At 34.3% G+C, this 20160-nt stretch carries 21 protein-coding genes; 10 read left to right on the forward strand and 11 right to left on the reverse strand.

Annotation, left to right across the window (positions count from 1 at the left end; all coding sequences use genetic code 11):
- The first annotated feature begins 20 nt into the window (after positions 1 to 20).
- The 8 genes from CGC58_RS10780 (at position 21) to CGC58_RS10815 (ending at position 5715) form a co-directional block, all read left to right on the forward strand.
- Positions 21 to 380 (forward strand): diacylglycerol kinase family protein, encoded by a 360-nt coding sequence (locus tag CGC58_RS10780; RefSeq protein ID WP_198540730.1) that lies wholly within the window; start codon positions 21 to 23, stop codon positions 378 to 380.
- Positions 381 to 741: 361 nt separating this feature from the next.
- Positions 742 to 1506, forward strand: a complete 765-nt coding sequence (locus tag CGC58_RS10785; protein ID WP_095896709.1) for a hypothetical protein — start codon at positions 742 to 744, stop codon at positions 1504 to 1506.
- A gap of 11 nt (positions 1507 to 1517) precedes the next feature.
- The gene (locus CGC58_RS10790; protein ID WP_095896710.1) at positions 1518 to 2114 is read left to right on the forward strand and encodes a hypothetical protein; all 597 of its coding nucleotides are present in this window, start codon (positions 1518 to 1520) and stop codon (positions 2112 to 2114) included.
- Positions 2093 to 2776 (forward strand): peptide chain release factor H, encoded by a 684-nt coding sequence (gene prfH / locus CGC58_RS10795; protein WP_095896711.1) that lies wholly within the window; start codon positions 2093 to 2095, stop codon positions 2774 to 2776. Before CGC58_RS10790 ends, prfH begins: the two co-directional genes overlap by 22 nt.
- Before the next feature lie 100 nt (positions 2777 to 2876).
- A complete protein-coding gene (locus CGC58_RS10800) occupies positions 2877 to 3185 on the forward strand; it encodes a hypothetical protein (protein WP_095896712.1) in 309 nt (102 codons plus the stop codon).
- A gap of 20 nt (positions 3186 to 3205) precedes the next feature.
- On the forward strand, positions 3206 to 3730 hold the full coding sequence (locus CGC58_RS10805; RefSeq protein ID WP_095897212.1) for a hypothetical protein: 525 nt from the start codon (positions 3206 to 3208) through the stop codon (positions 3728 to 3730).
- Positions 3727 to 4302, forward strand: a complete 576-nt coding sequence (locus CGC58_RS10810; protein ID WP_095896713.1) for an RNA 2'-phosphotransferase — start codon at positions 3727 to 3729, stop codon at positions 4300 to 4302. Before CGC58_RS10805 ends, CGC58_RS10810 begins: the two co-directional genes overlap by 4 nt.
- 21 nt (positions 4303 to 4323) lie before the next feature.
- Positions 4324 to 5715 carry an RtcB family protein gene (locus tag CGC58_RS10815; RefSeq protein ID WP_095896714.1) on the forward strand — a complete coding sequence of 464 codons (1392 nt, stop codon included), beginning with the start codon at positions 4324 to 4326 and terminating at the stop codon, positions 5713 to 5715.
- Positions 5716 to 5881: 166 nt separating this feature from the next.
- Here the strand turns inward: CGC58_RS10815 and CGC58_RS12915 are convergent, their stop codons facing one another.
- The 11 genes from CGC58_RS12915 to CGC58_RS10865 form a co-directional block, all read right to left on the reverse strand.
- On the reverse strand, positions 5882 to 6007 hold the full coding sequence (locus tag CGC58_RS12915; RefSeq protein ID WP_255318066.1) for a hypothetical protein: 126 nt from the start codon (positions 6005 to 6007) through the stop codon (positions 5882 to 5884).
- 9 nt (positions 6008 to 6016) lie between these two features.
- A complete protein-coding gene (locus CGC58_RS10820; RefSeq protein ID WP_095896715.1) occupies positions 6017 to 6829 on the reverse strand; it encodes an AraC family transcriptional regulator in 813 nt (270 codons plus the stop codon).
- A gap of 132 nt (positions 6830 to 6961) precedes the next feature.
- Positions 6962 to 8332 carry a M56 family metallopeptidase gene (locus CGC58_RS10825; RefSeq protein WP_095896716.1) on the reverse strand — a complete coding sequence of 457 codons (1371 nt, stop codon included), beginning with the start codon at positions 8330 to 8332 and terminating at the stop codon, positions 6962 to 6964.
- Positions 8310 to 8669: a BlaI/MecI/CopY family transcriptional regulator gene (locus CGC58_RS10830; protein WP_095896717.1), complete on the reverse strand. Its 360-nt coding sequence runs from the start codon at positions 8667 to 8669 to the stop codon at positions 8310 to 8312. Before CGC58_RS10830 ends, CGC58_RS10825 begins: the two co-directional genes overlap by 23 nt.
- Positions 8670 to 8861: 192 nt before the next feature.
- Positions 8862 to 9986 carry a peptidylprolyl isomerase gene (locus CGC58_RS10835; RefSeq protein WP_095896718.1) on the reverse strand — a complete coding sequence of 375 codons (1125 nt, stop codon included), beginning with the start codon at positions 9984 to 9986 and terminating at the stop codon, positions 8862 to 8864.
- A 45-nt stretch (positions 9987 to 10031) separates the two neighbouring features.
- The gene (gldI, locus tag CGC58_RS10840) at positions 10032 to 10628 is read right to left on the reverse strand and encodes a gliding motility-associated peptidyl-prolyl isomerase GldI (protein WP_095896719.1); all 597 of its coding nucleotides are present in this window, start codon (positions 10626 to 10628) and stop codon (positions 10032 to 10034) included.
- A 21-nt stretch (positions 10629 to 10649) separates the two neighbouring features.
- Positions 10650 to 11645, reverse strand: coding sequence for a DHH family phosphoesterase (locus CGC58_RS10845; RefSeq protein ID WP_095896720.1), 996 nt, complete (start codon positions 11643 to 11645; stop codon positions 10650 to 10652).
- A 75-nt stretch (positions 11646 to 11720) separates the two neighbouring features.
- Positions 11721 to 12815, reverse strand: coding sequence for a Wzz/FepE/Etk N-terminal domain-containing protein (locus CGC58_RS10850; protein ID WP_095896721.1), 1095 nt, complete (start codon positions 12813 to 12815; stop codon positions 11721 to 11723).
- Positions 12816 to 12817: 2 nt separating this feature from the next.
- Positions 12818 to 15286: an SLBB domain-containing protein gene (locus CGC58_RS10855; RefSeq protein ID WP_095896722.1), complete on the reverse strand. Its 2469-nt coding sequence runs from the start codon at positions 15284 to 15286 to the stop codon at positions 12818 to 12820.
- Between the two features lie 90 nt (positions 15287 to 15376).
- Entirely contained in the window at positions 15377 to 15811 is a 435-nt protein-coding gene (locus tag CGC58_RS10860) for a deoxycytidylate deaminase (RefSeq protein ID WP_095896723.1), read from the reverse strand.
- A gap of 9 nt (positions 15812 to 15820) precedes the next feature.
- A complete protein-coding gene (locus CGC58_RS10865; RefSeq protein ID WP_095896724.1) occupies positions 15821 to 16381 on the reverse strand; it encodes an L-threonylcarbamoyladenylate synthase in 561 nt (186 codons plus the stop codon).
- Positions 16382 to 16479: 98 nt separating this feature from the next.
- On the opposite strand from CGC58_RS10865, the gene CGC58_RS10870 reads away from it, so the two are divergent.
- Together CGC58_RS10870 and tig are read left to right on the forward strand one after the other, a co-directional pair.
- Positions 16480 to 18690 carry an FUSC family protein gene (locus CGC58_RS10870; protein ID WP_095896725.1) on the forward strand — a complete coding sequence of 737 codons (2211 nt, stop codon included), beginning with the start codon at positions 16480 to 16482 and terminating at the stop codon, positions 18688 to 18690.
- 83 nt (positions 18691 to 18773) lie between these two features.
- On the forward strand, positions 18774 to 20111 hold the full coding sequence (gene tig / locus CGC58_RS10875) for a trigger factor (RefSeq protein ID WP_095896726.1): 1338 nt from the start codon (positions 18774 to 18776) through the stop codon (positions 20109 to 20111).
- The last annotated feature ends 49 nt before the right edge of the window (positions 20112 to 20160 follow it).

Consider the following 20160-nt stretch of genomic DNA (forward strand, 5'->3'; position numbering starts at 1 on the left):
CCTCACTCATTTCAAATAAGATGATTACATTTATTAAAGGAAGAATCAGGAGTTTATATTACGTATTGGTGGGAGTTTGGCACTTGGTTTGCAAAGAACCGCCAATTCTTGTTCATACATCTGTCACTCTGTTTTTCTTTTTTTTAGGATTTTATTTTGAAATTTCAAGAACTGAATGGATGATTCAGGTTTTGGCTTGTGGCATTGTTTTAACTGTTGAAAGCCTTAACACTGCCATAGAAAAAATTTGCGACTTCATTCATCCTGATTATCATAAAAAAATAGGAACAATCAAAGATATTTCAGCAGGAGCTGTAGGCTTTGCCGTTGGTGCAGCGACAATAGCCTTGGCAATTCTTTATTATCCTTATTTCTTCTAAAAATCAAAAAAATCAGATAAAAATTTGTATTTCCTGTAATTTGTTCTACATTTGCACCGATTTACACAAAGAAAATAATTGTTTAACATAAAAAAACACGAAGTAAAATGCTTAATTTCATTCAAAATACCTCCGTTTGTTTGCCATTCTCAGTGGCACGGCTTCGTGTTGTTGCATATTCTTAGAAAAATAGTATAACGAAATATCCAAAACCCGAAGTCAGCAGATTTCGGGTTTTATTTTGTTTATGGTACTTCTCTTTTTTATCCGAATCGGGATAAATTATCCTTAGCAAAAGAAGTTTTATTGCAAAATTCCCTGAATATCTTTTTAAAATCATTTGATAATCAAAAAGTAAGTAATAGGAAATTCATTTATAGAAAATTCTCGATTGAGAAGCCTACGAACACGAAAACGATTGGTGAAAGAGGCTTTCGAGAAGTACGTTCGCCAGCAAAATAAGCTGTGGCGAAAACTTTGGAATCAGAAGCGAAACATTCCTTTGGTGCCTCTGCCTGAACCTTATCAAAAGGGATTTGTACGTTTTTTTGTGCTTCGGGACGACATTGCTCGGAGTAAAAGTGTCGATTTTTTCAATCAAATTTTAGAAAAAATCAATACTTATCAATATTCCGATAATCGTAAGTTTCTGAAAAAGAAACGAAAACGAGGCAAAAAAATACAAGTTCCACGCGAACAAAAGCTGCATAAAATCATCGAATGGCAATTTCCAAAGTATAAAAAATTGGAATTCAACTACAAGGAACAAGCGTATTTTATAAAAACCGAAGAATACAATCCGCATCGAAAAGTTTTTGAAACTTATTACGAATTTCGAGACCCTTGGCGATTTGTGTTGCGTGTAAAACCTTATATGATAACACATTATCGCCCATTGGACTTGGATTTGGAGAGAGAACTTGCCCAGTTGGATAAGTTTCTGGACAATTATAAAGTTCGTGGCATCATACAAAAGAAAATAGCCAGCAGAAGTTACGGATGGAAAGATGTTGAGAAGAAAAAAGGCAAGGAAAAATATAAATACAACGACTTAAAGAACAATAATTTATCAAAAATGAAGCTTTCCGCCAGTGAAATTGCTTCTATTTTTGAAGAAATGCTTTAAATGTATTGAAAATGAAAAAGATATATAAAGAAAAATATACTCACTTGTGGGAAAACGGAAATTGGGTGGTTTGCCCGAATTGTCAAAAAAGTGCGGTTATCCGTCATACGGGTGAAACTTTCCCAAATCATTCTGTTTTGAGGTGTAATCACTGTGGTTTAGTCAAAAAAAGTGGCGATTTATTGCTTTTTAACCTCATTATTAAGCTCAATTGTCCGTTTTGTGGCAATTCCATTGAAATAAAACAGGAAAATATAAAGGAAAAACAGCAGTTTGTTCCCGTAAAATGCAAAAAATGCAATCATTCACTCTTGGTTCATCCGAAATACGACCCAATTTTTGAAAGAATCAATACCGATAAAGCAAACGGATTGATGTGCGATAATACTTTGGGGTTGCCTTATTTCTTTCAGGAAAACGTTCGGGGGAATTTGTTTTGGGCGAAAAATGATAAACATTTGTTGGAAATAGAAAATTACATCAGTTCGGATTTGCGTCCTCGAAAAGGAATGACGATGGTGGCAAAACTTCCGACTTTTATCAAAATTAAAAAAAACAAAGAAATTGTACTTAAAATCTTAGAAAAATGGAAAAAATCATACAAATAACTTCAGGAAAAGGACCTTTGGAATGCCAATGGGTAGTAGCCAAAGTATTGAAAATATTTTTGCAAGAAGCCAAAGAAAATAGCATACAAACAGAAATCCTGCACCGAGAAGAAGGCGACGAAAACTTAACCTTAAAATCTGTCACACTTCTTTTGAAAGGAACTGATTTACAAGATTTTTTAAAGGATTGGCTCGGTTCGGTTTGTTGGGTAGGAAAATCCACTTTTAGGAAATTTCACCAGCGGTCGAACTGGTTTATTGGCGTTTTTGAGCTTTCTCAATCAGAAAAAACGGTGTTTCGTGAGAGCGATATTTCGTTTCAAATGGTGCGTTCGCAAGGCAGTGGCGGACAAAATGTTAATAAAGTAAACTCGGCGGTTCGGGCTACGCATCAGCCTTCGGGAGTGAGTGTTTTTGTGCAGGATACGCGTTCGCAATTGGAAAACAAGAAGTTAGCCATCAGCCGAATTAAAGAAAAATTGCAACTTTTTGAATTGGAGAAACTCAAGCAACAGGCTCAAAATCAGTGGAACAATCATCAGCAAGTAGCGAGAGGCAATGCGGTTCGTACCTTTTCGGGAACAGATTTCAAACGGAATTTTGTGGATAAATCTTACAAAAAAGAACGAACAAAAAATAAAAAAATCAATTTTGATGAATAATTGTTAATTATCACCTTGTAGACACTTTGTAGACGCTCATTTCTTGATGGCGTAGACATTTGTCAGTAGTTTTGCCAAAAAATCATTAACTATTATAAAAATGTGGAAAAACAATAGAAAAAATATAGGAAAACGAGGTTCGGAGGAAGGAATTATTATTTCCGATTTAGAACATAGTGACGGAGCCAGAATAACGATAGAAAAAGACGGATTGACTGCTCCTTTTTCGGTAACGCTGGGCGTGTACGGAGAATTTATGCACACAGATTTTTTCTCAACACAATCACAAGCAGAAAGTTACCAAACAAAAGTAATGCGTGAAATAGAAAAATTATTAGTGATATTATCCGATGAAAACCCTGACAGAGGAGCGGAATATCAAACGATTATCAAAAACGTTACACAGTGAAAAATTTAAAATTAAGAAAAATGAAAGACTATATCGCACAAATGTTAGAACTACAAGAAGAAAAGAATAGGTTGTTTTTTAAGTTTCAGGAATCCCCTATCAATGAGCAAGTTGAATATCTGAATACAAAATTGGATTTAAGCCAATATGACAAGCTCAAAACGAATTTTCTGTTAGATGTAATGAATAGCTATTACATTGATAATGAAGTACTAATGCAAGTTTGGAAATCTTGGCTTGGCACGAGTATTACCCACGAATGTTGTACGCGTATAGGATTGATTTCTTTTTTTATCAAAAATCCTGAGTTAAAATCAGAGATGATAGCGGAAACTTTTGATTTTATTGAGAAAAATTTGATTGTACAATATTCTGAAAATGAAAGATATACTGATGAAATAATCGTGTATCACGCTGCCTTACTTTTATGGGATTTGGGCTACAAAAACGCCTTGCAATCACTCATCAAAAAATATCAAACCATTTGTGATGATTATTTCGATGAAGAGGAGTACAGAGAAATAGATAATTTAGTAGAAAAATGAAGCAAAAAGATTTAAGAAACAAAGATAATTATAACAGAATCAGTAAGTTTATCAGTTTGGTTTTGAGGCACAGTCCCGAAATTATCGGAATAACATTGGACAAAAATGGCTGGACAGATACTGAAACCTTAATAAAAAAACTTTATCCGAAATTTGGTATTGATTTGGGCATTCTCAAAGAGATTGTCGCTTCTGACAACAAACAACGATACAGTTTCTCAGCTGATTTTACCAAAATCAGAGCTAATCAAGGACATTCGGTTTCGGTGGACTTGGAGTTACTTCCGCAGAAGCCTCCCGCCATTTTGTATCACGGTACAGCTCAGCGTTTTGTGCAAAGTATTTATCAAAAAGGTATTCAGAAACAAAACAGACAATACGTACACTTGAGCAAAGATTTGGAAACCGCTCAAAAAGTAGGTAGCCGACACGGAGAAGTTTTTGTTTTTCAGATAGATACTTGCAAAATGCTCAATGAAGGATATTTGTTCTACCTTTCGGAAAATGGTGTTTGGCTCACTGATGAAGTTCCCTCAAGATTTTTAAGTTCTTATGATGAACTTATAGAGTAAAAACAATTTGAAAATAAAACAATGGGAAATTTAAAATTAAAAGGAAAAGATATATTAAAGTTAGGATATCCTAATAATCAATCGGTTAATGTGGCGTTGGAAGTAATGAAACGCAATTTTAACGATAAAAATCAGGCGTATATAAAATCTTTATTGAAAGAAATTTTGGCAAACCCGAAAGATTTTGAAAAACATCTGACTTTCGGGCAAATCGCCGAAGCCTTGCTTTCTTCCAAAAAAACAGAAAAACGCCAACTCAATGCCCAAAGAGCTGATTTTAAAATCTTTGGAAGTAACATTTCGGAAGAAGCCAAAAACCAACTTTACACGGCTTTAAAACTGCCCATCTCGGTAAACGGAGCGTTGATGCCCGATGCTCACAGTGGTTACGGCTTGCCTATCGGAGGTGTTTTAGCAGTAGAAAACGCTGTAATTCCGTATGGCGTGGGATTGGATATTGGTTGCCGTATGTGTTTGAGTATCTTAGATGTACCCGTTTCATATCTCGATGGTGCGAAGGACAAATACGAAAAAATGCTCGTGGAACACACCAAGTTTGGAATGTATGAAACACATAAATCACATATTGAACACGAAATTTTCGACCGAGATACTTTCGACCTTATTCCAATCCTTAAACGATTGAAAGGCAAAGCTATCAAGCAAATGGGAACTTCCGGCGGAGGCAATCATTTTGTGGAATTCGGAGAGGTAGAAATTCTGGAGGAAGACCCGCAAATCGGGTTACCGAAAGGCAAATATCTGGGCATTTTATCGCACAGTGGTTCGCGAGGTTTCGGGGCGGAAATTGCTCAATATTACGTACGAAAAGCAATAGAACAATGTCCGTTACCTAAAGAAGCTCAGCAATTTGCGTGGCTCGACCTCAGTACGCATCTCGGTTTGGAGTATTGGACAGCGATGAACCTTGCCGGAGATTATGCTTCGGCTTGTCATTACGATATTCATCGCCGGCTGATAAAAGCCATTGGTGGGCGACTCAAGGCACGGATTGAAAATCATCATAATTTTGCTTGGAAAGAAGTTCACAACGGCAAAGAAGTTATCGTTCATCGCAAAGGGGCGACTCCCGCAGGTGAAGGAGAACTTGGCATTATTCCCGCATCGATGACGGAGAAAGGTTTTATCGTTCGCGGAAGAGGAAATACTGATTCGTTGTGTTCGGCATCGCACGGTGCAGGAAGGCTTCATTCGCGAGCTGCGTGCAAAACACTTTTCACTCAAAGCGACATCAAAAAAGAACTGAAAAACAAGAAAGTAACACTCATCGGAGGTAATGCCGAAGAAGCTCCAATGGCATACAAAAACATCAATGAGGTGATGAATGCCCAAACCGATTTGGTAGATATTTTAGGTCGCTTTCAACCCAGAATTGTGAGAATGGAGTCGTAGTACGGCAGGCATTTTTTTGCCAAAATGAAGAAAATAAATTACGGGTAACATTATAGCCCAAAACAAAAGGACGTGTAAAATACGTCCTTTTTTGTTTGTAAAAGTTAATATATTGATTTGATGTGAAATATATGTTATAATCTTCTTTATCAAGATGAATATCTCCTCATTCTTGATTAAATTCTAATTCGCAATATTCGCCATAACAAACATCTTCATCATTGAAATAAAGGCAATTGGGTACGGAAGGAATAGGAGCTAAGGTTTGTATATAATCGATAAATTTTTCCATTTTTTTAATTTAATGATTTTGAAAAACTTTACTTGGTGTTCCTCCATAAAAAGTTTTAAATTCCTTGATAAAATGCGATTGGTCGTAATAGCCCATATCATAAAATAGTTGATTGTCAGTGTTTTGTATAGAAATTTTATTATTCATAAAAGACTGAAAACGAACTACTTGGCTGAAAGTTTTTGCCGTGTCACCAATGTAAAATTCAAATAATCGGCGGAGATGACGAGGGCTAATTCCTGTGTCTAAATCTCTCAATATCCGTGTATTACCTCTTGATTTTAGAATAATTTCCAAAGCTTTGGAAAATCGATTGTCTATACTAAAATCAGCCTTCTCCAAAAATTTGATAAAAAATGTATCTAATTTATTTTTAATCTGTTGCAAATTTTGTGTGTTACTGAATTTTTGTACAATAAATGTCGCCAAATCGGACAAAACTAAATCCAAACGAATATCATTATTGCTCAATTCCTTAGCATCTTGCTTGAAAATCAACGGAAAAGCAGAGGGCAAAAATCGCACTCCCACATAGTTAAATTGGTTGCCCAGAGGAAATTCGGTATAACTTTTACAAAAGCCCATAAGGTAACTCTCTTCGGGATTATTCAACTCAAAAAAGACATCCATACAACCATCGGAAATCACTCTATGTTGATAGTTTTCAGTAAGTTGTAGTTCCGTTTTGAGTTGCCAATAACAATAGATAAAAGGCAATAACTTCTCATTGGGAAAAATTTCCGTATAAGAAACATTATCAGCGAATTGGGCTATCGGCTGAAAAGGTTTGTAAAAATGACGTATATTTAAAAGAGATTGCAAATTTTCAGATTTTTAGCAAAAGTACAATGTTTTATTCAAACTTTTGATGTATGATTTGTTTTTGAATAAAATTCTTAAAAAATAAAAAAAACGCACATTGTAGCGTTTTTTGGTAAAATATTATGCGTAAATCTATTTTTTAGTTACAACTAAAATCACACCATTTTTGCCTTTTTCTCCGTAAGCGTCTGTGGATTTTTTGTTTTTTAAAACGGTTATAGATTCAATATTTTTAGGGTCTATCTTTTCTAAATTACTGATATCTAATTCTTTTCCATCTACAATTAGTAACGCATCATTGGTGATTTTTGATTTTTCAACCTCCTTGTTTGGCTCGGTGGAAAGTTTCTTGGTAGTTACTTTGATTACGCCTTTTTTCCCTTTTTCTCCATAAGCTCCAATAGATTTTTTGTCTTTTAAAACCGAAATACTTGCAATTTCGTCAGGGTTTATTTGCTGTAATACAGAATTTTCCACTTTTTTTTCATCTAAAATCACAATAACTTCAGGGTCATTTATAATATCCTGATTTTTTGCGTTTTTGTGACCAACAACTTCAATTTCAGAAGTGTTTTTTGTCTCCTTTTCTTGTGCTTGTAATGTTTCGTTTGAAAATAAAAACATTACTGCACTTGTTGCTAAAATGAGCGTTCCGTAGCTCCATTTGGCTTTTCCTGTTGATTTGTCTCTCATTGTCATATAAATACGTTTTTTTAAATTACTTGTTTCAAAATTGTGTGCAAAGGCTACTTTCTTGGCTCCAACACACTGGATTATCAATTCTTTACGGTATAAATTAGCATTGTTTGTTTGCTGAATTGCCTTTTGGTCAGCTTGAAATTCGTGAACTTGCATAAGCTCCTTTTTGAGTAGCCAAACAAACGGATTCCACCAGAATAAGATGCGATACAATTCAGTAAAAAGTAAATCCCACGAATGACGATAAGCAGCGTGAGCCATTTCGTGAAATATCACATTTTCAGAATAATACGTTGGATTTTTTTCCGAAAGCACAATATATTTGAACCAACTAAACGGAAGCACATTCTCTGTTGTAATATGCACGAAAACACCATTTGGAAGTTGCTTTTTTTGGGAGTTTTTCAAAATTCTTATAAGTGACACTAAACCAATGATATAGCGAAAACTAAAGAATAGAACTCCTAATCCGTAAATTGTTATTAAAAAATTATAAATCAGTTGGTTATTGGTGTTTTTAGCTACTTCGATTTTATCATTTTTTTCAGCAAGTGGAAGCAGAAAATCTGACGAGGTTTGTACTTCTTTCAGAAAATTGAATTCAGGTAAGTTGATTTTTGTAAAAGGAAGCAAAATTCCACCTGCGAAAATTAACAAAATGATGATTCGGTTTGCTTGATGAAATGTATTTCCGCTGATGAAAAAGCGATATGCAATCCATAGTACTCCTGTGAAAATTAGGTTTTTAAATCCAAATAAAAGTAAATTTTCCATAGAATAATCAGGATTTATTATCAATTTCATCTAATAGTTTTCGGATTTCCTCTACCGACAATTTTTCGGACTTTATAAACGTATTTACCACATTCAGATATGAATTTCCGAAGTATTTTTTTACCACATTCTTTAGCGTTCGGTTTTGATAATCTTCTTTTGAAATGATGGCAAAATACTGATATGACGTTCCGAAAGCCTCGTGTGATAAAAAACCTTTCTCTTCCAATGCTCTTACATAAGTGGAAATTGTGTTAAAATGAGGTTTTGGTTCATCGTACTTTTCTAAAATTTGCTTTACAAACAGTTTTCCTTCTTGCCAAAAAAAAGACATAATTTCTTCCTCTTTTGATGTTAAGTTTTTCATTTTTATATATTTATAGTTAATGAATGAGATAACGAATTTATTTTGATGCAAATGTAAACTAAAAAAATAAGTTAAACAACTATTTTTCATAGTTTTTAAACTATAATTTTTAGTTTTATTTGATTTGACAAAAAAAGAAAACAGTAGCTAAATTAATAACTACTGTTTCGTATTTAAAAAGATTCTATTTTTCTATTGTGCAATTCCCAGAACCTCAATGTCAAAAATTAAATCACTATTTGGTGGAATAACTCCTTGAGCTCCTCTTTCTCCGTAGGCTAAGGCAGAAGGGATGAAGACACGCACTTTTTCACCCACTTTTAGGGTAAGTAAAGCTTCTTTAAATCCGGGGATTAACTGTGCAGATTTGCTGTATTGCATAGGTATCGGGGTGTATCCATTGCCTCTGTCGCGAGCAATGTTGTATTTTCCGAAAGCCTCTTCAACCTCTTTTATATTTGAGTCAAACAACGTACCATCAGTTAGATATCCTGCATAATTTACTAAAACTTGCTGTGTGTGCTTAGGAGTTTCTCCTTTGCTTTCTTTCAAAGTAAAAATTTTAACTCCTGAAGGAAGGGCTTTAGCTTTAGGTTCTTGCTCTTTTACTTCAGCTAAGAAAGAATTTACAGCTTCTTTGATTTTATTTTCTCTTTCTTTCTCTCTTTTTTCTGCGTTGGCAAAATAATCTTCGATGGTTTTTGTAGCATTGAATTTTTCAGCTTCTTTTCCGTTGCGGATAATCAAAACATTGTTGATTTTCACGTCTTCAACAGGTCTGTTAGCTTCTGCAGTGGCTACATTGGCGATAGAATCAATTACTTCCAATCCTTCAACGGTTTCGCCGAAAACAGTGTGTCTGCCATCCAAATGAGGAGTTGGCACGTGAGTTATAAAGAACTGACTACCATTGGTTGCGGGACCTGCATTAGCCATTGATAGAATTCCTTTTTTGTCGTGTTTTAAATGCTCAACAAATTCATCTTCAAAACGATAGCCCGGGTCGCCCATTCCTGTTCCTGTTGGGTCGCCGCCTTGAATCATAAAATCCTTGATAACACGATGAAAAATTACACCATTGTAGTAAGGTTTTCCTTTAAATTCGCTTTTTACAAAAGAGTTTGTACCCTCAGCCAATGTTACAAAGTTTGCCACAGTAACGGGTGTTTCTTTATAGTTAAGTTTTATGACGATATTCCCTTTATTAGTCTGAATATCAGCAAATAATCCATCTCCTAAGTTAGACGTTTTCTGTGATTTACAACTGAAGAAAATTGCCGTTGCAAATAACAACATAATTACATTCATTCGTTTCATAAAATATTGATTTTTAATTAAATTTTACTTTAAAATTTGATTGATTTAATTTGGTTTCTGAATTGTATCTTTTTGATTATTAATTATTTCCTGTGTATTTTTATTTTTTTCAATTTTTGTTACTCGTATTTTTGCAATAATGGGTTGATTGCTTTCAATTTTGTCTTTATCTCCACGATATCCGTAGGCAATTTCCGAAGGAAAAAAGAAAACGCCACTTTCTGCTTCTTTCAAAATTTTTAAAGCAGACCGAAGTCCTAAGAAAAGCTCTTCTTTTTCAACAAAATATTGATAATCACCTTCTTTTGATTCTTCATAAATTTCATTTCCGTTGATGTCGGAAATGCTGTAGTTGTAAGTTACCTTGTCCCCAAACTCAGCTGTGTAAGTAGCCTCAGGGTTTTGCCGAGTGTAATAGAACTTGAATCCGTGTTCTGAATCAATAAAATGGTGTAATGTATCTTTTTTGATGATGGAATCAATGAGAGCTTCCTCCGAACTGAGTAATTTTTTATTTTTTTCCGCTGACTCTTTCAGAAAAGTATTACCGCTTTTAACAGAAATAGGACGACGAGCTTGTTTCTCGTTGCAAGCTATTCCCAAAACCGTTACCGCAATCAAAAAAATCCATTTTTTTAACATAACTTATTTATTTTTAGGTTGTTAATGGAATTCAGGTAATATTTTCAGAAAATAAGCAGTAGCTTCTTCCATTGAGCCGTCAAATCTTCCTCCGGCAGCGTTGATATGTCCGCCTCCATTGAAAAATCTGCGTGCAAAAGCATTCACATCGTGCTGATTTTTAGAACGAAAAGAAATTTTTATATAATTTTTCTCTTGAATAAAAATGGCAGCTAATTTTGAATCTTTAATGGTTAAACCATAATTTACAAAACCATCAGTATCACCTTTTTGGCAATTATGATTAGCCAATTCCTCTGAAGTCAGTGTAATGTAAGCGGTGTTGTGTTCCTTTAGGTAAACCATATTTTTAAGAGCTACACTCATTAGTTGTATTCTGTCATAGGAATTATTCTCAAATACATTACTGTTGATTTGGCTATTATTAGCACCTTTTTCAATCAAAAAAGAAGCTATTTTAAATGTATTGCTCGTTGTTGAGGCATATTTAAAATTGCCTGTATCGGTCATAATACCTGTGTACAAGCAAGTTGCAATAGTTTGATTAATAGCGTTTTTATCACCCATTGCATCAATGAAAGAATAAATCATTGAACACGTGGAGCTTGCATTAGGATTGGAAAATGTGATTTTGGCGTAATCTTCAGGGGCCTGATGATGGTCAATCATAATGAAAGTAGCTTCCGAGGATTCTAACAATGGGGTTAGCGTATCAGCTCGCTTGAGTGAATTGAAATCCAATGTGAAAATCAACTTTGATTTTTCAATTTGTTCAGTAGCCGCTTTGGGGTCATTGTCATAAATCACAATGTTCTCAGCTTCGGGTAACCACTTGAAAAAATCTGGGAAATCGTTAGGTGATACTACCTTAACATCTTGATTATGAGTTTTTAAATAATGATACAATCCCAAACAACTTCCTATTGCATCGCCATCAGGATTTTTGTGAGGGATAATGCTTATTTTCAATCGCTTATCAAGCAATAACTTTATAGTTTCAATGTCATAAATATTCATACAAGTTGCGAAGATACAATAATATTTTATTTATCAGAATAAAGATTCATCTTTTTGAAAAAGTTTATTCAATTTTTATTCATTATAAATATTATTACTCTTGATTTTTTTGATGGAATCCTTGATAAATACGAGGCTGACTCCTATTATAAATCCGAAAAAAGTCCAAATGGCAACAATCATTCCCCGTTTAGGTTTTGAACGCTCGTTTGGCACACTAACAGGTTCAACAATCGTGAAGATAGGATGCTCTTCTTTTACTTTTATTCGCTTGGCTTCTACCTGTTTAGCAAGTTCAGAGTACACATTGAAAGAAAGATTGTAATCAGATTGCAATTGTTCCAATCTTGTTTGTGGCAACGAACCGAAAAGGTCTCTGTTTCTGTCCTGAAACTGAGCCAAAGCAAATTGTTTCGCTTTAAAATCACTTTTGGCTTCTTCGTATCGTTGTTCGATGAATTTTAGCTCTTCATTGGCTTTTTGGGTTTTAAATTCCGTCACAGTTTCCTGCAACAGTGTTTGCGTACTCTGCAACATTTGAGCAGCAGCCAAAGCCTCTGGCATTGAGTATGATAGAGAAATTATTCCCTCTTTTTCATCGATATCGATTGCTAATTGCCCGCTGATGCCGTCTAAAATATTTCTGTCTTCAAGTGATAAAGACCAAATAGAATCTGTTTTTTCAGAAGTTACTGACTTTTCATCATTCTTTTTACCGAATAACAAACTTGGCAAACCAATTGTGTATTTTTTAATGTTGCCAAGAATTCCGGGTTTGGCGTATTCTTTACAATACTTCTCGTAAGAAATGACTTCGTTTAAATCATTGAATTTTAATGGGGTTTGTATAAGTTTTTTTCTAAAAGGAATGCTTTCTACTATTTTCGGATAAGTGTTTAACGGAATACTTTCTGTTGAGCTCCCTCCTAAATTGATTCCAGCCATAGCCGCAAGCCCTCCCAATCCGCCAACGGACATTTTATCACCAGAGGTTTGAGGAATCATAACCGTGACAGCTGTGTATTGTTTCGGAGATATCAAAGCAATGATTATTCCCAAAATGAAGAAAAATAATGTGAATTTCAAAATAGATTTTCGTTTAATCCACAGTTTGTGAAATAGTTCAAGCAAATCTATTTCGTCTTCGTTTTTATGTTGATTACTATCCATTGTTATTTTTTTAACACATTAAAAATTAGTACTCCCATTGTTGTTATTGCAGAGATAATTCCAATAGTTTCGGAAGTTGAAAGTCGTTGACGTTCAGGTTTTGAAGGTACGATAATTATAGCACCGGGTTCCAACTCCGGATAATTCTTAAAGAAAAGAGAATTATTAGTGGATTTAATATCTCCATTGGCATACATCACGTATATAGAACGTTTTTTTGCTCTGTCGGAAAAGCCCCCGGCACGATTTACGTATTCTCTCAAGGACAATCCTCTTTCATAACGTACCAGTGATGGTGCCAGAACTTCTCCTTTGATTTCAATGGTTTGTTTTTCAGAAGGAATCAATAAAACGTCACCTTCGCTCAAAATTAAATCGTATTTACTATGTTTGTTCTCTAAAATCTTTTTTAAATCAATCCCGATGCGATATTCGGTTGATTTTTTTTCTATCTTTTTTAAAGCCTGATTGTTGTCACTTCCGATTTTGCTTGCCATAACCATTTCATCAAGAAATTGCTCTTGCTTGATGTCACCTTCATCTAATTTTTTCCGAACGAGCGTAGCACCTCTAACATAGGCATAAGGCGAAAAACCTCCCACTCGTTCAATAAGGTCGGAAATGCGTTCATCTTTACTGCGAATGCTGTATATTCCCGGATATAAAACTTCTCCTTCCACAGTAACGGTTTGCATTGGTGTGTAACCTTTTATATATCTAACTGATACAATATCATTAGGTTGCAATTTAATAGTGTCGCCTTCTGCCGGTATTAACTCATTGTTAGAAGAAACTTTGAAATCTCGGCTAAGTTTTCTGAAATCGCCATCGTTAATTTCTCGGAAAATATCAATTGTTGAAGCATCTGCCCCTTGCGAAAGCCCACCTGCCAAAGCAATAACATCGCCAACGGTCATATTTTCCATAAAAGGAAGTTCTTTTGGCTTATTAACAGCTCCTTCTACCTTGATGAAACGAGCCATTTGAAGAGAATCTTTATAGAAAATATGAATACTGTCATTATCTATCAGAGGAATATTATTTTTTTCTTCAATTAAATCTTTTACGGAAAAATTGATGGTTTGATAATCTACACGATTTAAAGTTCTGAATATCAGTCCTCTTTCCAAAGAAGCTTCTTTTCTTACTCCATTTGCCCGATTTAACAAATCATAAGCAGTCATTCCTTCTTTAAATTCGTACGTACCTGGTTGATAAACAGCTCCTCCAATGCTTAATCTGTTTTGATATTCGTCTGTAATTGGGTGTACTTTTAGTTTGTCTCCATTTTGTATCAAGAAGCTTGAAATATCCTCAAAAGCTACTTCTTTTACTTCCCGTTTTGCATTTTTGATACGCTCAACAACCAAAGTGTTAGTAAAAGCATCCGAAGTAAAACCTCCGAAGAAGGTAATTAAGTTAGCCAGAGATTCTCCGTCTTTAGTTTCATATGCTCCTTTGCGTTTTACTTCTCCTTCAATTAATACTCTATTTAAGTAAGGAGGAACTATGATAACATCTTGATCTTTAAGAGGTAAATTGCCTTTTTCACTTCCGTGAATCAGAAAATCATAAACGTCAAAAGTAGCTATTTTTTGTCCGTTACGAACCAAATTAATTTCCCTGAAAGAACCATTTTCCGTTGGACCTCCACAAGCGTACAAGGCATTCAAAACGGTTGATAAAGCACTCAAGGAATATGTTCCGGGAACAGTAACTTCTCCTATTATGTTCACTTTCACGGTTCTTACTTGGGTGATTGTAACTCCCGTATAAACTTTGTTATAACTACCATTAGGCGCCGAAATACCGGAGTAAATTCGTTTCAAGTAAGAATTGATTTTTGTTTTGACATCTTCAAAAGACAAACCCGAAACATTAATCTTCCCGATAGCGTTTATGAATATATTTCCTTGTGTATCAACTTTTTGTTTGAAAGAACCTTCTGTGGCTCCCCAAACCTCAATTAAAAGTTCATCGCCCGGACCTACCTGATAATTTTCAGGAGTTGCCATATTCATATTTGGAGTGAATGAAATTTTCGGATTTTTGAAAAAATTCATCCCGAAAATAGAATCTTTCTTATTTTTGAGTGCTAAAGAATCCTTATTTTCATTTCCTGTAAATCCGAAAGATTCTTCCTCTTTGTCCTGAAAAGAATAATCTTCAACCTGATTACCAGACTTTTTGCTTGTTGAAAGTTGTAAAATACGCTGTCTTAACTTCATAGCTTGTATGTCCGACATACCTCGCATTCTGGCAGCTGTAATAAGCTGGTCTAACGTATATCCTTGACTTTGAGCCTTTATCCAATAAGTCTTGAGCTGCTCATCTGATATTTTATCAAGATTTATTGAAGAAATTTGCTGAGGGTCAATGTTTACGTTATTACCGTTGTTATTTTGAGATACAACTGTTTGAAAACTTCCAATAAAAAGGAAAAATATAATTAAAAGCTTAATTTTCGGCATAATACTTTAATTTGTCGGCAAAAATATAAAACTTATTTAAAAGTAAAAAAATAATGGTTTTTTATCTGATTTCTTCGGCTTTAATTGTAATCATTCTACATCCGAAAGATGCACAATTTCAACGCCTGCCTTTTTAAGAAACGCGATTCCCTCATCATCTTTGTAGGCTTCTTTGTAAACTACGCGTTTAATCCCCGATTGGTGAATTAATTTGCTACATTCTTTACAAGGTGACATTGTGATGTAAAGCGTTGCTCCCCACGAAGATTGGGTTGAGGAGGCGACTTTCATAATTGCATTTGCTTCTGCGTGAAGCACATACCATTTGGTGTCGCCGTTTTCGTCTTCGCAACAATTGTCAAATCCGGTTGGAGTTCCGTTGTATCCGTCCGAGATAATCATTCTGTCTTTCACGATGATAGCCCCCACTTGTTTGCGTTTACAATGAGAAAGTTTAGCCCATTCCAAAGCCATTCGCATATAAGCCTTGTCGTATCGTATTTGTTTGATATTCTGTTTGTTCATATGTTTTTCTTATCTTAAAAATTCTATATTTCCTTCTGAATCAAAACGTACCAACCGAGAGGGGTTTCGTTTTTCTGTATCGTTTTGCCGATGTTTTACAACATAGTCACACTTTTCTATAATATACGAATTTACATCACTGAAAGTATGAGGAGTAGGTTCTCCACTAATGTTTGCTGATGTTGAAACGATGGGTTTTCCGAAGTTTTGGATTAATTTCTGGCAAAAATCATCTTGAATTAAGCGTATTGCGACTGTATTTTCTGATGAAATTACATTTTTTGCCAAATTTTTCGGATTGGAATATATGATTGTAGTTGGATTTTGAACTGTTTTAAGGAAATTCAGTACGAAATTAGGAATTTCTGAGATATATTTTTGTAACATCTCTACGGAATCTACCAAAATAATCAAACTTTTGCTTTCATTTCGTTGTTTTATTCCGAAAATTTTAGAAACAGCTGTAACGTTGGTAGCATCACAACCTAATCCCCAAACGGTATCCGTAGGATATAATATAACTCCTTCATCAATAAGTGTTTTAGTGGATTTTTTTATGTCACTATCCATAAATTATATATTATTATTTGGATTTGAATGAGCTGAAAATTCTGAAATTATACGATTTCAGAATTACTTTGTATTTTTGTGGCGAATATAGTTAAAAAATGCATTTAAAACTCATCTCTTTTCTAAAAAGTTTTTCTTTTTTTAAAGGTGTACTGAAAACGGTTGCCGTGCTTCTTCCTATTGGTGTTGGTTGGTATTTCGATGCTCTTGAAATAGGTATTCCTGTGGGATTGAGTATAATAGCTATTTCTCCGAGCGATATTCCGGGCAACAGAAAGCATCATATTGGTGGGCTTTTGGTGGCTACTTTTTTGGCGATGGTTAGTTCTTTTTTTGTGAACATAACTTATCCGTATCCTTATTTGCTTGAGCTGACAATCTTTATTTTAACATTTTTCAATGCCTACATTTCACTTTATGGATTTCGAGCTTCGATGGTTGCTTTTTCAGGTTTGTTTTGTATTGCTTCAACACTGTCACACATCCAGACGGGCAAAGGAATTTATTTGTATTTGCTGTACATTTTTATCAGCGGAATGTGGTATATATCATTGGTTTTGTTTTATTTATGGATAAAACCCAGACAATATAGCGAACAGCTTTTGGGAAAATGTTTTTCATTAACATCAGAATTTTTCTCTGTTCGTTCGGATTTGTTATTATCAGAAAACAGAACCGAAGGTTTCAAAAAAATGATTGATTTACAGACTAATCTGAATGAGAATTACGAGAAATTACGAGAAGTAATTCTTGATTCGCGAAGTAAATCGGGCAAAACGGATTATCTGCAACGGCAATTTTTAATGTTTATAGAGTTGGTTGATATTTTTGAATTGGCGTTGGCAAATCCGGTTCAATATGAAAAAATTGATAAAGAATTTGCAGAAAATAAAGATTTTTTGCAAATTTATGCTGATTTTCTGCAAGAACTTTCAAAACAATTGCAGCAAATGTCAGTTTACATCGGTTCTCGCAAGCAAATTAAGTTGGACGATTCTCTGAAAAACCTACTTTTGCAAGCAAAACTGAAAAATGAGGAACTAAAAAATCAAATTAAAACCGAATCCGATAAAGAAAAATCACTTACACTGCGAAATTTTTATATTTATATTGAAAATCAGTATAAATCGATAGAAAAAATCCGTGTGATTTTTGATAATTATTACAGCCACGATGCAGGAAAACGCGATGAAAAAACGTACAGAAAGTTTGTGAGCTATCAGAATTATTCTTGGAAACGCCTGAAAGACCATATGTCTTTTAAATCGTCTTTCTTTCGGCATTCCATTCGGCTTTCTGTAACTACGCTAATTGCTTATCTTATAGGGAATTATTTTTCTATAAGCAATGCATATTGGATTCTTTTAACGATTTTTCTGATAATGCGTCCGGGCTTTGGATTGACTAAAGAACGTTCTTTGAGCCGAATTTACGGAACAATTTTGGGCGGAGTAATTGCTTTTGCGGTGATTTTTTTGTTTCCGTATCCAAATTTGTATCTGTATTTTGGGGTTTTGTGTATGCCGATTGCTTTCGGGCTGATGCAAGAAAATTATATGTATGCATCGATTTTTATTACAATCACAGCTATTTTTATGTTTGCATTGATTAGCCCCGATGTATATTCGGTGATACACGATAGATTGCTCGATACAGCCATCGGGGTCGGGCTTGCTTTCGTTGCAAATTATTTACTTTTTCCGAGTTGGGAATCCCGAACATATCAAGATGTGGTGCAAAAATCAATACAGGCAAATGTTGATTATCTTAAGCAGGTGAAAATCATTTTTAATGAAAATCAAGGAATTACAAATACATATAAAGTTTCACGAAAAGAAGCCTTTTTGGCATTATCAAATTTGAATGCTGCTTTTCAGCGAATGTTACAAGAACCGAAATCAAAACAAAATGATAATACATCAATTTATGAAATTATCGTGATTCAGCAATCGTTTTTGGCTTCTGTGGCATCTTTGGGAGTTCGTCTGAAATCCAAGCAAGTAACTTTCCCGAAGGAAATATTCAACGAAACAATTGATTCACTCATTTCACTTCTGAAAAGAACATTGTTATTGTTCACGGATAATTTTTCCGAAGAATTGAAAGAAAATGATTTCTCATTAGAAAAATTAAATCAGGAAATGCAGAAAATAGTTGAGCAACAGCAAAATTCATCTCAATATTCAACCGATTCATTACCAGTTATTTCGATGCGAGAAACACATCTTTATTGGGAGCAGTTCAATTATCTTTTTGGACTTGTAAAGAATTTAGAACAAGCCATTAAACAAATGATAAAAGGCAAGTAAGAAAGTAATTTAAAAATTTTTTAGTTTCCATATAAAATCATACCTTTGCAAACTGAAATTTTTAGATATAAATATTTTAAAAAATGAATATTACAAAAGAGCAAATTGATGCTTTGAATGCCGTGGTTACGGTTGCTATCGAAAAAAATGATTATGCTGATAAAGTAGAGAAAGTACTTACAAATTACAGAAAAACAGCAAATATTCCCGGATTCAGAAAAGGACACGTGCCTATGGGAATGATAAAAAAACAGTACGGAAAAGCAGTATTGTTTGATGAAGTGAATAAATTATTGCAAGATTCTTTGAATAAGTATCTTGTTGATGAAAAATTGGATATATTAGGACATCCGCTTCCTAAGGCAAAACAAGATTTTGATTGGGATGCTGAGAACTTTTCGTTTGAGTTTGAAATTGGTTTGGCACCTTCATTTGATTTGGATTTGAAACCAGCCAAAGGAATTACTCGCTATGAAATATCTGTTGAAGATGAGCAAGTTGATAAGCAAGTTGAGCGTATCCGCAAGCAATTCGGTAAACTGATTTCAAAAGGAGAAGTTTTAGACCAAAGCGATATTGAAATTACAGGAACTTTCTTCAACGAAGAGAAAAATATCGACAACAAAGCTACTTTCAAATTGGAAGAAGTAAGCGAGAAAAATCGTAAGAAATTTGTTGGCAAGAAAATTGGTGACCAATTGCAATTGAAAACCAAAGGGTTGTTTGAAGATGTTCACAGCTTAATGCATTATTTGAAAGTTTCACACGATGAAGCTCACGATTTGGACGTGGAAGTAACATTCACTTTGGAGGAAGCTAACGTTCGTGAAGAAGCTGAACTTAATCAAGAACTTTTTGATAAATTATTCCCGGCAGGAGAAGTTACTTCAGAGGCTCAATTGCGTGAAAAAATCAAGGAAAACTCTGAACTTCAATATGCTGAGCAGTCAAATCAACATTTCTTGAATGAAGTAACTGATTATTTGGTTGAAAATACGAAATTTGACCTTCCGGCTGAATTTTTGAAAAAATGGTTGCGTACAGCGGGTGAAAAAGAACTTACTGAGGAAGAAGCAAATAACGAATATGAAAGTTCAGAAAAAGGACTTCGTTACCAGCTTATTGAAAGTAAAATCCTAAACGATAATAAATTACATCCAACTTTTGAGGAGTTAAAAGGTTTTGCAAATACGTACGTGAAAAACCAAATGTTACAGTACGGAATGCCTATTGAAGACGAATCATACGTTGATGGAATTGTAGGCAAAATTCTGCAAAACAGAGAAGAAGTAGAACGAATTAACAAACAACTTGTTTTCAATAAGTTATTAGATTTCTACAAAGGAAATGTTAAAATAAACGATAAAAAAGTAACTTTTGACGAGTTTATAAAAGAAGTTTACAAAACAGAAGAAGCTTAAAAGCTTTAAATCTATCATAACTGTTGAGGCGTTAAATTTGGTTTAACGC

The organism is Capnocytophaga stomatis, from assembly GCF_002302635.1.
In the GTDB taxonomy this organism is placed as follows: Bacteria; Bacteroidota; Bacteroidia; order Flavobacteriales; family Flavobacteriaceae; genus Capnocytophaga; species Capnocytophaga stomatis.

What these genes read in the sequence shown, in the direction of transcription:
- CGC58_RS10800 (WP_095896712.1), top strand. Translation starts at nt 2,877, where the DNA reads ATGTGGAAAAACAATAGAAAAAATATAGGAAAACGAGGTTCGGAGGAA.
- CGC58_RS10810 (WP_095896713.1), top strand. Translation starts at nt 3,727, where the DNA reads ATGAAGCAAAAAGATTTAAGAAACAAAGATAATTATAACAGAATCAGT.
- tig (WP_095896726.1), top strand. Translation starts at nt 18,774, where the DNA reads ATGAATATTACAAAAGAGCAAATTGATGCTTTGAATGCCGTGGTTACG.
- gldI (WP_095896719.1), bottom strand. Translation starts at nt 10,628, where the DNA reads ATGTTAAAAAAATGGATTTTTTTGATTGCGGTAACGGTTTTGGGAATA.
- CGC58_RS12915 (WP_255318066.1), bottom strand. Translation starts at nt 6,007, where the DNA reads ATGGAAAAATTTATCGATTATATACAAACCTTAGCTCCTATTCCTTCC.
- CGC58_RS10855 (WP_095896722.1), bottom strand. Translation starts at nt 15,286, where the DNA reads ATGCCGAAAATTAAGCTTTTAATTATATTTTTCCTTTTTATTGGAAGT.
- CGC58_RS10830 (WP_095896717.1), bottom strand. Translation starts at nt 8,669, where the DNA reads ATGAAAAACTTAACATCAAAAGAGGAAGAAATTATGTCTTTTTTTTGG.
- CGC58_RS10815 (WP_095896714.1), top strand. Translation starts at nt 4,324, where the DNA reads ATGGGAAATTTAAAATTAAAAGGAAAAGATATATTAAAGTTAGGATAT.
- CGC58_RS10825 (WP_095896716.1), bottom strand. Translation starts at nt 8,332, where the DNA reads ATGAAATTGATAATAAATCCTGATTATTCTATGGAAAATTTACTTTTA.
- CGC58_RS10780 (WP_198540730.1), top strand. Translation starts at nt 21, where the DNA reads ATGATTACATTTATTAAAGGAAGAATCAGGAGTTTATATTACGTATTG.
- prfH (WP_095896711.1), top strand. Translation starts at nt 2,093, where the DNA reads ATGGAAAAAATCATACAAATAACTTCAGGAAAAGGACCTTTGGAATGC.
- CGC58_RS10805 (WP_095897212.1), top strand. Translation starts at nt 3,206, where the DNA reads ATGAAAGACTATATCGCACAAATGTTAGAACTACAAGAAGAAAAGAAT.
- CGC58_RS10865 (WP_095896724.1), bottom strand. Translation starts at nt 16,381, where the DNA reads ATGGATAGTGACATAAAAAAATCCACTAAAACACTTATTGATGAAGGA.
- CGC58_RS10850 (WP_095896721.1), bottom strand. Translation starts at nt 12,815, where the DNA reads ATGGATAGTAATCAACATAAAAACGAAGACGAAATAGATTTGCTTGAA.
- CGC58_RS10845 (WP_095896720.1), bottom strand. Translation starts at nt 11,645, where the DNA reads ATGAATATTTATGACATTGAAACTATAAAGTTATTGCTTGATAAGCGA.
- CGC58_RS10790 (WP_095896710.1), top strand. Translation starts at nt 1,518, where the DNA reads ATGAAAAAGATATATAAAGAAAAATATACTCACTTGTGGGAAAACGGA.
- CGC58_RS10860 (WP_095896723.1), bottom strand. Translation starts at nt 15,811, where the DNA reads ATGAACAAACAGAATATCAAACAAATACGATACGACAAGGCTTATATG.
- CGC58_RS10835 (WP_095896718.1), bottom strand. Translation starts at nt 9,986, where the DNA reads ATGAAACGAATGAATGTAATTATGTTGTTATTTGCAACGGCAATTTTC.
- CGC58_RS10870 (WP_095896725.1), top strand. Translation starts at nt 16,480, where the DNA reads ATGCATTTAAAACTCATCTCTTTTCTAAAAAGTTTTTCTTTTTTTAAA.